At 69.5% G+C, this 12999-nt stretch carries 12 protein-coding genes; 10 read left to right on the plus strand and 2 right to left on the minus strand.

Translation table 11 applies throughout. The features are described 5' to 3' along the window. Positions 1-3 precede the first annotated feature (3 nt). The 5 genes from Q9R27_RS11515 to Q9R27_RS11535 all read left to right on the plus strand — a co-directional run bounded on the left by Q9R27_RS11515 (position 4) and on the right by Q9R27_RS11535 (position 5205). Complete coding sequence (locus tag Q9R27_RS11515) at positions 4-1359, plus strand: class I adenylate-forming enzyme family protein (RefSeq protein WP_311252522.1); 1356 nt, start codon at positions 4-6, stop codon at positions 1357-1359. Continuing rightward, positions 1356-2114: a 3-oxoacyl-ACP reductase FabG gene (fabG, locus tag Q9R27_RS11520; protein ID WP_311252523.1), complete on the plus strand. Its 759-nt coding sequence runs from the start codon at positions 1356-1358 to the stop codon at positions 2112-2114. The genes Q9R27_RS11515 and fabG overlap by 4 nt, the downstream gene beginning before the upstream one ends. Further along, on the plus strand, positions 2111-2941 hold the full coding sequence (locus tag Q9R27_RS11525; protein ID WP_311252524.1) for a hypothetical protein: 831 nt from the start codon (positions 2111-2113) through the stop codon (positions 2939-2941). Before fabG ends, Q9R27_RS11525 begins: the two co-directional genes overlap by 4 nt. Beyond that, entirely contained in the window at positions 2938-3972 is a 1035-nt protein-coding gene (locus tag Q9R27_RS11530) for a class I SAM-dependent methyltransferase (RefSeq protein ID WP_311252525.1), read from the plus strand. The genes Q9R27_RS11525 and Q9R27_RS11530 overlap by 4 nt, the downstream gene beginning before the upstream one ends. A 213-nt stretch (positions 3973-4185) precedes the next feature. Beyond that, the gene (locus tag Q9R27_RS11535) at positions 4186-5205 is read left to right on the plus strand and encodes a type IV toxin-antitoxin system AbiEi family antitoxin domain-containing protein (protein WP_311252526.1); all 1020 of its coding nucleotides are present in this window, start codon (positions 4186-4188) and stop codon (positions 5203-5205) included. A 171-nt stretch (positions 5206-5376) separates the two neighbouring features. Here Q9R27_RS11535 and gmd read toward each other — a convergent pair whose 3' ends face one another. Next, positions 5377-6357 (minus strand): GDP-mannose 4,6-dehydratase, encoded by a 981-nt coding sequence (gene gmd, locus Q9R27_RS11540; RefSeq protein WP_311252527.1) that lies wholly within the window; start codon positions 6355-6357, stop codon positions 5377-5379. 116 nt (positions 6358-6473) lie between these two features. On the opposite strand from gmd, the gene Q9R27_RS11545 reads away from it, so the two are divergent. Then, the gene (locus Q9R27_RS11545) at positions 6474-7346 is read left to right on the plus strand and encodes a class I SAM-dependent methyltransferase (RefSeq protein WP_311252528.1); all 873 of its coding nucleotides are present in this window, start codon (positions 6474-6476) and stop codon (positions 7344-7346) included. 118 nt (positions 7347-7464) lie between these two features. Here the strand turns inward: Q9R27_RS11545 and Q9R27_RS11550 are convergent, their stop codons facing one another. Continuing rightward, positions 7465-8520 carry a glycosyltransferase family 4 protein gene (locus Q9R27_RS11550; RefSeq protein ID WP_311252529.1) on the minus strand — a complete coding sequence of 352 codons (1056 nt, stop codon included), beginning with the start codon at positions 8518-8520 and terminating at the stop codon, positions 7465-7467. A gap of 171 nt (positions 8521-8691) precedes the next feature. On the opposite strand from Q9R27_RS11550, the gene Q9R27_RS11555 reads away from it, so the two are divergent. Genes Q9R27_RS11555 through Q9R27_RS11570 form a run of 4 tightly spaced genes read left to right on the plus strand, consistent with a single transcriptional unit; the run spans position 8692 to position 12627 of the window. Continuing rightward, on the plus strand, positions 8692-9666 hold the full coding sequence (locus Q9R27_RS11555; RefSeq protein ID WP_311252530.1) for an NAD-dependent epimerase/dehydratase family protein: 975 nt from the start codon (positions 8692-8694) through the stop codon (positions 9664-9666). A gap of 28 nt (positions 9667-9694) precedes the next feature. Beyond that, positions 9695-10963, plus strand: a complete 1269-nt coding sequence (locus Q9R27_RS11560; protein ID WP_311252531.1) for a glycosyltransferase family 4 protein — start codon at positions 9695-9697, stop codon at positions 10961-10963. Continuing rightward, a complete protein-coding gene (locus tag Q9R27_RS11565; RefSeq protein WP_311252532.1) occupies positions 10960-11676 on the plus strand; it encodes a hypothetical protein in 717 nt (238 codons plus the stop codon). Before Q9R27_RS11560 ends, Q9R27_RS11565 begins: the two co-directional genes overlap by 4 nt. Beyond that, positions 11677-12627: a sugar transferase gene (locus tag Q9R27_RS11570; protein WP_311252533.1), complete on the plus strand. Its 951-nt coding sequence runs from the start codon at positions 11677-11679 to the stop codon at positions 12625-12627. It abuts the gene before it with no gap. The last annotated feature ends 372 nt before the right edge of the window (positions 12628-12999 follow it).

Here is a 12999-nt window from a genome sequence, read left to right on the forward strand (position 1 = left end):
GCCTTGATCGAATTGGTCCGGCGGGTCGCCGCGACCGACCCGGACCGGGTGGCGGTGGTGACCCACGAGGTGTCGCTGACGTACGCCGAGCTCCTGGCCGCCTCCGAGCGGGCCGCCGCCCGGCTGCGCGCCAGCGGGATCGCCCGACTGGCCACGGTCGACGCGGAGGCGACCACGCTGTTGCCGGTGTTGCTGGCCGGTGCCGAGGCCGGCGTCGAGGTCTGCCAGTACCCACCCGTGGGCCCCGGCGAGGTGGCCGCGCTCGCCGAGCGCTTCGAGCACGAGGTCGTCCTCGGGCCGGCGTACGGGAACCTCGAGTCGGCGCAAATTTGCGCCGACTCGCTGAAGAACACCGCCGAGTCGGCGCGAGTTTGCGCCGACTCGGCGCGGCCGCACCTGGTGCTCACCACCGGGACCACCGGCGCCCCCAAGGGTGTCCGCCACGACTGGGACCGCCTGGTCGCCTCGGTACGCCGCGTGGCACAGGCCCCCGACACCCCCGAGCAGCGGTGGTTGCTGGCGTACGGGCTGCACCAGTTCGCCGGACTGCAGATCCTGCTCCACGTCTTCGCCGCCGGCGCCACCCTGGTCGCGCCGGCGCCGCGCCGCCCGATCGAGGGCCTGGCCGCGATGCGCGCCCTGGGCGTGACGCACGCCAGCGCCACCCCGACGTACTGGCGGTTCCTGCTCGCCGAGATGCGCGCCGACGGCGGCCCGGTGCCGGCGCTGCGCCAGGTGACCCTGGGTGGGGAGGCGATCCCCGGGCCGCTGCTGGAGCGGATCCGTGCCGCGTTCCCCGGGGCGGGCGTCTCCCAGGTGTACGCCGCCAGCGAGTTCGGCTCGTCCGGCTCGATGCGCGATGGCCGCCCGGGCCTGTCGACCAGCGTGCTGGAGCGTGGCGAGGACGCCGACGTGCAGATGCGGATCGTCGACGGCGAACTGTGGGTCCGCTCCCGGGTCGGGATGCTCGGCTATTGGGGCGAGGAGCCCGTGGACGCCGACGGTTGGCGCGCCACCGGCGACACCGTCACCGTCGAGGGCGACCGGATCCTCTTCGCCGGCCGCGTCTCCGACATCATCAATGTGGGCGGGGTGAAGGTGCACCCGTTGCCGATCGAGGAGCGGGTGGCGGCGCTGCCGGGGGTCGATCTGGTCCGCGTCTTCGGGCGCCCCAACGCGATGACCGGCGCCATCGTCGCGGTCGAGATCGTGGCCGCCCCGGAAGCCGACACACCCGCCCTCAAGGACGCCGTCCGTGCGGCCTGCGCCGACCTGCCCGCGGCGGCCCGCCCGCGCAGCATCAAGTTCGTAGACTCACTGGGCACCGCCGGTGACAAGATCGTCAGGAGAACCCCTTGAGCGAGACCCCCACCGCCCAGACCGCCACCGGGCCGCGTGTCGTCGTCGTCACCGGTGGCAGCCGCGGGTTGGGCGCCGGGATCGTGCAGTCCTACCTCGACTCCGGCGACCTGGTGGCCACCTGCTCCCGCTCGGTCACGCCCGAGGTGGAGGCGTGGCAGGCGGCCCATCCGGACCGGTTCTTCTTCGCCCCCGCGGACCTGGCCGTGCGCGAGGAGGCCGACGCGTTCGTGAAGGCCGCGGTCAAGCAGTGGGGCCGCATCGACGTGCTGATCAACAACGCCGGCGTGGCCCGGGACGGGATCCTGGGCACCTTCTCCGACGACGACATCGACACCGTCATCGACCTGAACCTCAAGGGCACCCTCTATGTCACGCGCGCGGTCAGCCGGCGGATGCTGGCCCGGCGCAGCGGCTCGATCGTGAACATCTCCTCGGTGGTCGGCCAGTCGGGCTATCGCGGGCTGAGCGTCTATTCCGCCTCCAAGGCGGCGCTGGACGGGATGACCCGGTCGCTGGCGCGCGAGCTGGGCTCGCGCGGGATCACCGTCAACGCGATCGCCTCGGGCTATCTGCGCACCGAGATGAGCCACGGCCTGGACGAGGAGCAGCTCGGCCAGATCGTCCGGCGTACCCCGGCCGGTCGCCTCGGCGAGCCCGACGACATCGCGCGGGCCTGCCAGTTCCTCACCGACCCGCGCAACACCTATGTCACCGGGACGGTGTTGGTCGTCGACGGGGGGCTGACCGGATGACGGCCCGGAAGTTGCCGCTGCGGGTCCTGGTCAAGGGCGCTTCGACGGTCAACTGGATCTCTCCGATGGGTGGACCGCGCACCGATTTCACTTTCCCCCGGGCGCTGGAGGAGCGGCTGCTCGCCGACGGGCAGCCGTGCCAGGTGCAGACGATCACGATGACGTCGGAACAGACCTCGAAGATCCTCTCCACCTGGCAGCGCGAGGTGCTCGGCTATTCGCCGGACGTGATCGTGCTGGTCTATGGGCACTACGAGACGATCCACCTCTTCCTGCCGCGCTGGCTGGAGCGGCATGCCAACTCACTGCGAGCCAGGCCCCGGCTGTGGAATCGCCTCTATCGTGAGAAGCTGCTCCGCCCGGTCTGGATGGCGCTGGCACAGGTCCAGGCCCGGCTCGACCGGATCGTCCCGACGATCCGAGCCAACCGGCCTCGGCACGTCGTCGCCGACCTGGAGCGCTACATCGGCCACGTGCAGCAGGCCGGCTCCCCGCTGGTCTACTGCTTCGAACTGTTGCCCCCGACCGAGCGCTTCCGGAGCTGGTTCCCGGGGATGGCGGAGCGGATCGGCATCATGAACAACGCGATCGCCGACATGGTCGAGCGGATCGACCTGCCCCACGTCCGTTATTTCCGGGTGGCGCCGATCGCCGACCGGGTCTCGGGCGGCGACCCGGAGTTGGCCACCCCCGACGGCTTCCACTATTCCCCCGACCTGCACCGTGCGATCGGGGATGCGCTGGCCGAGGACATCGGGGCATGGGCGGCCACCCAACCGCACCTGGCCGGCGCCCCGGCGCCGGCACGAGACGAAGGAACCGCATGAACACGTCGTACGAACCGGGTCCGGGCGGCGTCGAGCCGGGCCGCTCCGAACCGCGCAGTGCCAAGCAGAAGGCCCTGCGTTTCCTCCCCGCGCCCCTGGTCGAGCTCCTGGACCGCATCGTCTTCCGGATCCGTCGGCGGCGGATCCGGCTCGTGCAGGGTTTCTTCGGCCTGTTCGGGTTCAACGTGGTGAAGAAGGCCGACTACTACTCGACGCTGCCGGTGCTCTCCGAGATCGAGGAGACGCGGGCGCGGTGGGACCGGCCGAGCGAACTCGCCGGGCTGGACATCTCGGTGCCGGCGATGCGGGAGCGGCTCGGTGCGCTGGCCGACAAGTGGGAGGCGGAGTTCGTCTCCTCGACCGGCGACTACCTGACCAACACGCGCCGCGGCTTCGGGCCGGGCTATCCGGAGTTCGACGCCCGGACCCTCTACTACTTCCTGCGCGAGCACAAGCCGAAGCGCTATCTCGAGGTCGGCTCGGGCCTGTCGACGTACTACGCGTCGCTGGCAGGTGCGCAGAACGCGACGGCCGGTTCGCCACTGTCGATCACCTGCGTAGAGCCCTACCCGTTCGGTGCGCTGCGGACCCTGCCCGACTTCACCCTGGTCGAGGGGTTCGTCCAGGACGTGCCGGTCTCCCGCTTCGAGGACCTGGAGGCTGGTGACGTGCTCTTCATCGACTCCTCGCACGCGCTGAAGATCGACTCCGACGTCGCCTATCTCTTCCTCGAGGTGCTGCCGCGGGTGAAGCCTGGGGTGTTCGTGCACATCCACGACGTGCACTTCCCGTTCAACGGACCGTTCCCGGCCGACACCTGGCTCTTCGGTGAGCGGTGGCCGGTCTACTGGAACGAGGCGATGGTGGTGCAGACCTTCCTCGCCTTCAACGACTCGTTCGAGGTGCTGCTCTCGGTGCCGATGCTCCGCCACCACGACGAGGCCTTCCTGACCGGCCGCTTCCCCGCGTACACGCCCCTGGCCAAGGACCCGAACCCGCCGTCCTCGCTCTGGCTGCGGCGTACCCGCTGACCCCCCCCGCGCCGCCTTTTCCCATGTAACGCGGGGTTATCGTCGCTGGAGTAGTGCTGTGCGGCCCCTTTTCGTCTACAGCACAGCACAAGTGCGAGCGCCAGCGGGCCGGGTGAACCCGCTTTCCGTGCACAGGCACGTCCGCAGGTTGTGTTATCCACAGGTACGACGTCACGCAGCCACCCGGGGATCGAACTGGGTGAGCCTCGGTGCATGCAACCTCAACTTGCCTACTGGGCCAACAAGCAGCACGGACTCGTCACCCGCCGACAGGCGCTGGAAGCCGGCTACACCGAGCGCGAGTTACGCACGCTGACGGGCCATCGCGGGCGGTGGCACACCGTACGCCGTGGCGTCTACATCCGCCGGGAGGAGTGGGAATCCCACGACGCCCGCACGGGCCAGGCGCACCGCCTCGTCCTGGCTGCGCACCTCACGATGAACCGTGACCACGTGATCAGCCACGGGTCCGCCGCACTCCTGCACGGGCTGCCGATGCTGGATCCGCGCGACGGACTGGTCCACATCACCCGCCCCGGCGTGACCGGGTCGCGGACCGAGCATGCGGTCAAGCACCACAGCGCGGCGTACAGCGCGGAGCAGGTGGTCCTGCTCGACGGCGTACCTGCCCTCGACCTGGCCCGCACCGCCGTCGACATCGGGCGCGAGCACGGCACGCTACACGGTGTCGTGGTGGCGGATGCGGCGCTGCAACTGGGGGCCACGCGCAAGGACCTGTGGAACGCCATCGAGCCGATGGCCTGCTGGCCCCACGTCACGGCCGCGCGGGCCGGGATCGAACTCTGTGACCCGGGTGCCGAATCGCCCGGGGAGACCATGCTGCGGACCCTGATCGTGGAGATCGGCCTGGGGCCGGTGGAGACCCAGTTCGCCGTCCCGGTGGGCGACCGCATCTGCTACGCGGACATGCGGGCCGGCCGGCTCCTGTTCGAGTTCGACGGCCGGGCGAAGTATCGCCGCATCGACCAGGGAGGCTTTGCCACGGCGGACCCGGGCGAACTGGTCTTCGCAGAGAAGGTGCGCGAGGACGGGATGCGCGGCGTGGGCTTCGGTGTAGCGCGGGTGATCTGGGAGGAACTCATCGGCCGCCGCGCCCGCGAGGCGACCAAGGCCCGGCTCCTGCGCGAGTACGCCGAGGCGACGGCGCGGTTCGGGACCGAACTCCCGGTCGACTGGCCGATCCTGCCCAAGCGGGTACGTCGCGCTGCCTGACGCGTTCCGGCGCTGAGCGTTCCCGCCGTACGCCGAGTGGGCGGCGTACGGCGGGCGACTTGTGCGGTGCTGTTGACGAAAAAGGGCCGCACAGCACTACTCCAGCGACGATAACCCCGCGTTACAGCGAGGAAGGCGGGCGCGCGCTACAGAGCGGAAGGGCGGAATCAATCAGGAGGACTTGCCCAGCAACCTCGCCAGGTCCTCCCGGTCGGCGTCGACCATGATCCGGGCCAGGTCCAGGGCGGTGGTCTCGGCCTTCCAGCCCAGGAGTTCGTGGGCCTTGGAGGAATCACCGATCAGCGCGTCGACCTCGGAGGGGCGCTCGAACGACTCGTTGTAGCGGACGTACTTCTCCCAGTCCAGGCCGGCATGGGCAAAGGCGGCCTCACAGAAGTCGCGCACCGTGTGCCCGACTCCGGTGGCCAGCACATAGTCGGACGGCTCGTCGGCCTGCAGCATCCGCCACATGCCCTCGACGTACTCCGGCGCGAACCCCCAGTCGCGGACGGCGGAGAGGTTGCCGAGTTCGACGTGGTCCCAGATCCCCTCCTCGATCGCGGCGACGGCCTTGGTGATCTTGCGGGTCACGAAGTTCTCCCCGCGCCGCGGCGACTCGTGGTTGAACAGGATCCCCGACACCGCGAAGAGCCCATAGGCCTCCCGATAGTTCACCGTCGTCCAGTGCGCCTGCAGCTTGGAGGCGCCGTACGGCGAGCGCGGGTGGAACTTGGAGTCCTCGTTCTGCGGCGGCGGGGTCGCCCCGAACATCTCCGAGGTGGAGGCCTGGTAGAAGCGGCAGTCGATGCCGGCGGCGCGGATCGCGGAGAGCAGGTGCAGGGTGCCGATCGCGTTGGTCGAGGTGGTGTAGTCAGGCATCTCGAAGGAGACCTTGACGTGTGACATCGCGCCCAGGTTGTAGACCTCGTGCGGCTCGATCGCGCGAACCAGGTTGACCAGTGACACCCCGTCGGTCAGATCGCCGTAGTGCAGGGTGAGGTTCGGATTCGCGTTGAGGTGGTCGATCCGGCTCCGGTTCAGCGCGGAGGAACGCCGGACCAGGCCGTGTACGTCGTACCCCTTGGCGAGCAGCAACTCGGCGAGGTAGGAACCGTCTTGGCCGGTGATCCCGGTGATGAACGCGCGCTTCATGGGACTCAACACTAGACCGTCCGGGGCGCTTGGATCGTCGAGGTGCGCCACCAGCGTCATCTCCCCAATGCGGACCGGAGGCGGTAGCGTGTACGACGACCCCTCGGGAGGTTCCCATGACGTGTGACTGCTGCGCCGCCGACGACTGGCGACCGCTGTTCAGCGAGAACGACATCAGGCTCGGTCATTGCTCGCAGTGCGACCTGCACTCGATCGAGGAGATCCCGGCCGGCGACGTCCGGATGACCGAGATGGAGGAGGGGCACTACGCGGGAACCCAGCAGGTCCTCGACGCGCGGCGGCAACTTGCCGCCGAACGGGTGCTGACCGAACGATTCTCCCGGTTCGTTTCCCAGGCACAGCGGCACGCACCGGGCGGCGCCTGGCTGGACCTGGGTTGCGGCGGTGGCCTGCTGATGCAACTCGCACAGGAGGCTGGCTATCAGGCCGAGGGGATCGAGCTGAACAACGAGCGTCGCCAGATCGCCGAGGAGGCCACCGGTGCGCCGGTGCACGGTGCCCCAGTCGAGGATGTTGCCTTCCCCGACGACTCCTTCGATGTGATCAGCATGATCAACGTCTTCTCCCACCTGACCAGTCCGGCCCGGACCTTTGCGGAACTGCGCCGGATCCTCCGCCCCGGTGGTGTCCTGGTCATGGCGACCGGTGAGATCACCGAGGGTGCGCGGGCACACCACATGCTCAACTGGAACCTCGGCGACCACCTCCACTTCTTGGGCGATCGGACCATGGAGCAGTACGCCGAGCGGTTGGGGTTGACCATTCTCGAGCACGAGCGTCGGTGGTTGCCCGACGAGATGTTCAGCCGGGAATGGCTGACTGTCAAGGGCCGCTCCCCGGTGAAGAACGGGATCAAGACGGCGATCCGGGTCACCCCGGGTGGGCTCAAGGCGCTCCGCGCGGTGATGCTGCGTCGGCAGGCAGGATCGGCGGCACACTCAGGTGTCTTCGTGATCGCGGCGGCCTGATTCCGCGACGCGCGCACTCTGGTCCATGTAACGCGCCGTTCATGCGACTTTGCACCCTGCCGGCGCGGTGCAAACCCTCGTGGACCGGGCGTTACATGGGCGAGGGGCAGGCCGGGCCTCAGCGTCGCCGCTCGAGTTCCTCGTGCAGGTTCCGCGCCCAGATCCGCGGGGTCAGCCGCGAACCCAGCGCCTGCGATCCGCGCGACATCTCCTCGAGCCGCTCCGGCCCGGCCGCCGTCATCCGCTCCATCGCGGTCACCAGTTCGGACTTCGAACCGGCCGCTGCGGTCCAGCCGTTGAAGCCGTCCTGGAGCAGGTGCGGCGCGGCGCCGACCCCGTCCGAGCAGATCACGGGCAGCCCGGCGACGGCGGCTTCGTGCACGACCACGCCGTACCACTCGATGTGCGAGGGCAGGATCAGGCAGGAGACCTCCTGCATCCGCGCCGCCAGTGCCTCGGGCTGCATGAACCCCTCCAGCCGTACGCCGTCGATCCCGGCGAAGTCCTTCTTCAACGGACCGTCGCCGACGATGTCGAGCTCCCACGGGTCCGGGACGCGGGTGCGGTATTCGGCGTATGCCTCGGCCAGCAGGGTCGGGGCCTTGTGCCAGATCAGCCGTCCGGTGAAGAGGAAGCGGCGCCGCGAGGCGAGCTCCGCGCCGGTGCGCGGGCCGCGGTCGAAGAGGTCGGTGTCGGCCGAGTTGGCGCCGCGGATCACCTGGCTGCCGTCGAAGCCGATCCGTTTGGCGAAGAGTTCCGAACGCTCACCGGGCACCCAGACCGCGTCGAAGAGAGGCGTGACATAGGCATAGCGGGCGACCAGGCCGGCGTACTGCTTGGGGGTGCCGTGCCAGAAGTTGGAGGAGAACATCACCCGCAGTGCGCGGCGGCGGAACTTCTTCATCACCGCGCGATAGCCGGCGCCGTCCCACGACCACATGATCACCACGTCGGGCGCGAACGCCTCGATCTGCGGCACCAGCTCGGCGGCGCTCGGCATGTCGGGGTTCCACACGATCCGCTCCACCTCGCGGGTGAACTTGGTCTTGTCGAACTCCGCGAACGGCATCGTCGGCGGGTGGACCAGCAGGATGTCGTCGCCGAGCGCGGCGAGCTCGCGGAAGCAGACGTCCTGGTAGGCGGTGAGACCGGTCATGAGTACGGCGATTCGCACGGGTTTGCCTCGCAGGGGGAGGGGAGCAGTCGGCGTGACCCTAGCAGCGATGGCGCGTGCGAGAACCTGTTTCAGATTCGTACGTGACCCGCTAGTAGTTCGCTCGTTGCACAGGTCATAGAACCGCTGCACCCCCAGGCAGCGGTCATGGTTGGTGGAGGTTCGTGCCCGATGTCCGTAGACGTCCTTGTCGCCGGTGGCGGCGGCTTCATCGGAGGCCACCTGGTGGCCGATCTGCTCAAGCAGGGCCTCAGCGTCCGCTCGGTCGACGTGAAGCCGACCGACGAGTGGTATCAGGTGCACCCGGATGCGGAGAACGTGGTCGCGGACCTCTCCCGCCGCGAGAACGCGTTCGCCCAGACCGACGGTGCCCGCAACGTCTACATGCTCGCCGCCGACATGGGCGGGATGGGCTTCATCGAGAACAACAAGGCGCTGTGCATGCTGACCGTGCTGACCAGCACCCACATGCTCGAGGCCGCGCGCGCCGCCGAGGTGGAGCGCTACTTCTATTCCTCGTCCGCGTGCGTGTACGCCGCCGACAAGCAGACCGACACCGACATCACCGCCCTCAAGGAGGCCGACGCCTATCCGGCGATGCCCGAGGACGGCTATGGCTGGGAAAAGCTCTTCAGCGAGCGGATGGCTCGCCACTTCGAGGAGGACTTCGGGCTGACCACCCGAGTCGCGCGCTACCACAACGTCTACGGTCCCGAGGGCACCTGGGAAGGGGGCCGGGAGAAGGCGCCGGCGGCGGTCTGCCGCAAGATCGCCACCGCGGTGATCACCGGCGAGCACAAGCTCGACATCTGGGGCGACGGTGAGCAGACCCGGTCCTTCATGTACATCGACGACTGCGTCAAGGGATCGCAGATGATCCTGAACGGCGACGCAGGCGAGCCGGTCAACCTGGGCAGCGACGAGCTGGTCAGCATCAACCAGCTCTACTCGATCGTCGAGGAGATCGCCGGGATCAAGTGCGAGCGGAGCTACCAGCTCGACGCCCCGCAGGGTGTGCGCGGTCGCAACTCCGACAACACCCAGATCAAGGAGACCTATGGCTGGGCGCCGTCGATCTCACTGGCCGACGGTCTCGCCGAGACCTACGCCTGGGTCTATGACCAGGTGAAGCGGAAGATCGGCTGAGGCCCCCCGGGGCCTCGGGAAGCCTCAGATGCGGATCCTTCTCCACGACTACAGCGGTCACCCGTTCCAGGTTGAGCTCAGCCGGGAGCTGGCCCGCCGTGGGCACCGGGTGACCCACTCCTATTGCCCGGCCTGGCCCTCGGGCAAGGGGCACCTGGTCGCGGAGCCGGGGGAGACGCTGGTCTTCGATCCGGTCGGTCCCACCGAGGCGATCGACAAGTCCCGCTTCGTACGCCGCCTCTGGCTCGACCTGGTCGTCGGCTGGGAACTGCTGCGACAGGTACGGCGTACCAAGGCGGACGTGGCGATGCTCTCCAACGCCCAGGTGCCCACCCTGGTCGTCTTCGCGCTCGGCATGGTGCTGCTGCGCCGGCCGTGGGTGTTGTGGCACCAGGACGTGTACGCCGTCGCGCTGCGCTCGTTCGCCGGTGGCGGCAAGCTCGGCCGCAAGTTCGCGGTCGTGGCCGCTGCCTTCGAGATCGCGGAGAAGTGGACCTCGCGCCGCGCCGCCGCAATCGTCGCCATCGCTGAGGCCATGGTCGGCGTGCATGAGCAGTGGGGCACCGCGCACAAGACCACGGTGATCCCCAACTGGGCGCCGCTGGACGAGATCGTCCCGGTCGCGCGGCACAACGCCTGGTCGGCCGAGCACGGGCTGGACGACGTCACCACGCTGCTCTATTCGGGCACCCTGGGGCTCAAGCACAACCCGGAGTTGCTGGTCCAGCTCGCCGAGGCCGTACGTCGTGCCGGTCGGCCGGTGCGCCTGGTCGTGGTGAACACCGGCCCGGCCGAGGAGGTGCTGCGCCAGGAGGCGGCCCGGTTGGGCGTGGACCTGGTGCTGCTGCCGTTCCAGCCCTATGAGCGGCTCCCCGAGGTGCTCGGCTCGGGTGACCTGCTGGTGGTGCTGCTGGAGCAGGATGCCGGTGCGTTCTCGGTGCCGTCGAAGACGCTCTCCTACCTGTGTGCCGGGCGCCCGATCCTGGGGCTGATGCCCTCGGAGAACCTGGCCGCCTCGCTGATCGAGGAGGTCGGTGGCGCGGTGCTGGCGCCGGTGCCGGCCTCGGTCGACGCGGCCGGTGCCTGGGCGGCCGCGCTGCTGGAGGACCCCGAGCGGTGCGCGGTGATCGGCAAGGAGGCGCGTTCGCTGGCCGAGTCCGAGTTCGCCCTGGGCGCGATCGCGGACCGGTTCGAGGCGATCCTGGTCGGTGCTTCCGTTGGCGCTGGTGCTGCCAGTGTCGCGGGGGCTGCCGGCGCGGGACGGGGCCCGGGCGCGGAAGGCGGGGGAGCGCGATGAGCGAGCCGGTCACCGTCGTCCTCGGGCCACGCACCCGCCTGGGTGCGGAACTGGTCCGCAACGCCGTCGCGCGCGGTGAGCGGGTGATCGCGCTGGCCCGCCACGACAAGGACGCCGAGGCGCTGGCGGAGCTCGGCGGCGCGGTCGAGGTGATCGATCCGCCCACCCTGGGCTCCCTGGTCGGCCAGCCCGACGCGGTGCGCCTCCACGTCTGCGCGATGGGCCCGGTGCACACCTGGCAGGAGCAGGTGGACCCGGCCGAGGTGGCCCGCGACCTGTCCATGGTCGAGGCGGTCCTGGAGTGGGGCGGGGCAGCGGCCCACGTCGTCCAGGTGTCCTCCGTGGTGGCGCTGGCCCCGGGCCCGGACCGGCGTTCGTACGGCGGCTGGAAGAACCTCGTCGAGCACGAGGTGCGCGCCGCGGCCCAGCGCCACGGGGCGGAGTTCTCGGTGGTCTATCCGGGGCGCCTGGTGGAGCGCTCGGACGGGCGGATCAAGAACTTGTTGCACACGCCGTACCCTCGCGCGGCCTCGCTCGTTGAGAAGTCTGGAAGCAAGGCACCGACCGCTCGGGTGATCGGAGCAGACGCCAGGATCTGGCTCCTCGTGCATGGCCTGAAGGTCATGGTTCGCGGGGTCGTGGGATCTGGTGGCACTGGTCAGGGACGCAGCGCTGTTGGGGGACGGCCTGCGGGGAAACAGGGAGAGCGTTAGATGCGGAAGAAGCGGGTCTTCGACCTCGTGATGACCACTGCTGGCGCCCTCGTCTGGGTCCCCGTCGTGGCCATGGCAGCCTTGCTGGTCCTGCTCTGCTCGGGCCGACCGATCTTCTACCGGTCGATGCGTCGCGTCTCCGCCGACGAGCCGGTCCGGGTGGTGAAGTTCCGGACGATGGTCCGCAACGCCGCCCAGATCGCCAACCGCGAGACCGTCTCCGTGGAGGAGGCCGGCACCCGGTTCCTGAACATCCCCGGCGACTCGCCGCTCTACACGAAGATCGGTCGCCTCCTGGAGAAGGTGGCGCTGACCGAACTGCCCCAGTTCACCCACGTGCTGCGCGGCCAGATGTCGCTGATCGGCAACCGCCCGCTGCCGCAGAACGTGATGGACTGCCTGGGCGAGGAGTTCGCCGACGTCGAGGACCGCTTCCTCACCCCCGCCGGCCTGACCGGGCCTTCCCAGTTGGTGGGTCGCGACTTCCTCTCCGATGCCGACCGGCTGATGCTCGAGGGCGCCTACTGCCGCGGCTCGCTGCGCAAGTACTCCATCCGCCTTGACCTGCTGATCCTGCTCTACACGATCCTGATCGTGCTCCGGATCAAGCAGCCGTTCACGCCCGAGGGTGTCGTCGAACTGGTCAACCGCTACACCACCGAGCCGATCCGGGTGCCCGCACCGCCGAAGGCGCTCGAGCCGGCACCGGTCCTGGTCCCCGCCTCGCCGTGGGTGGCCCTGCACAACCGGGTCTCTGCCGGCGGCCACGTCGCCATGATCCCGGCCCCGCGTACGACGTCCGGCTCGGTCGCCTTCGGTGGCTCCCCGCTGGCCGCGTCGATGGGCGTCGACCAGGCGGCGTACGCCGGTGCCTCCGGCTTCGGCCGCGGCAGCGCCCTGCGCTCCGGCGCCGACGTGGTCCCGCCGCGACGCGCCCCCCGCCTCCACTGACGCGCCGCCCCTTTCGGCTGTAACGCGGGGTTATCGTCGCTGGAGTAGGGCTGTGCGCCCCTTTTCTGTCAACAGCACCGCACAAGTGTCGGCGTACGCCGCGCCACACCACCGCACGAGTGGACCGAGCGGCATCGCACTCATCTCATAAAGCGAGACGAGTGTCCACGATTCAAGACAAGGATTCGGCCGCCCGGTTTGTCCGGGGTAGCCTTCCTTCCATGTTCTCGACCATGCTGACCAAGCGCCGCGCAGTGGACCACTGCCGCACGCGCTCGGCGCTGTGTCGAATGTCCTGACGGGACACCCCTCGCAAGGCCCAGGTCCGTCGGAGCACCGACGCAGACCGCCGCCGCGACCCCGTGCCGCCAC

This window comes from Nocardioides sp. AE5, from assembly GCF_031844485.1.
Classification (GTDB): Bacteria; Actinomycetota; Actinomycetes; order Propionibacteriales; family Nocardioidaceae; genus Nocardioides.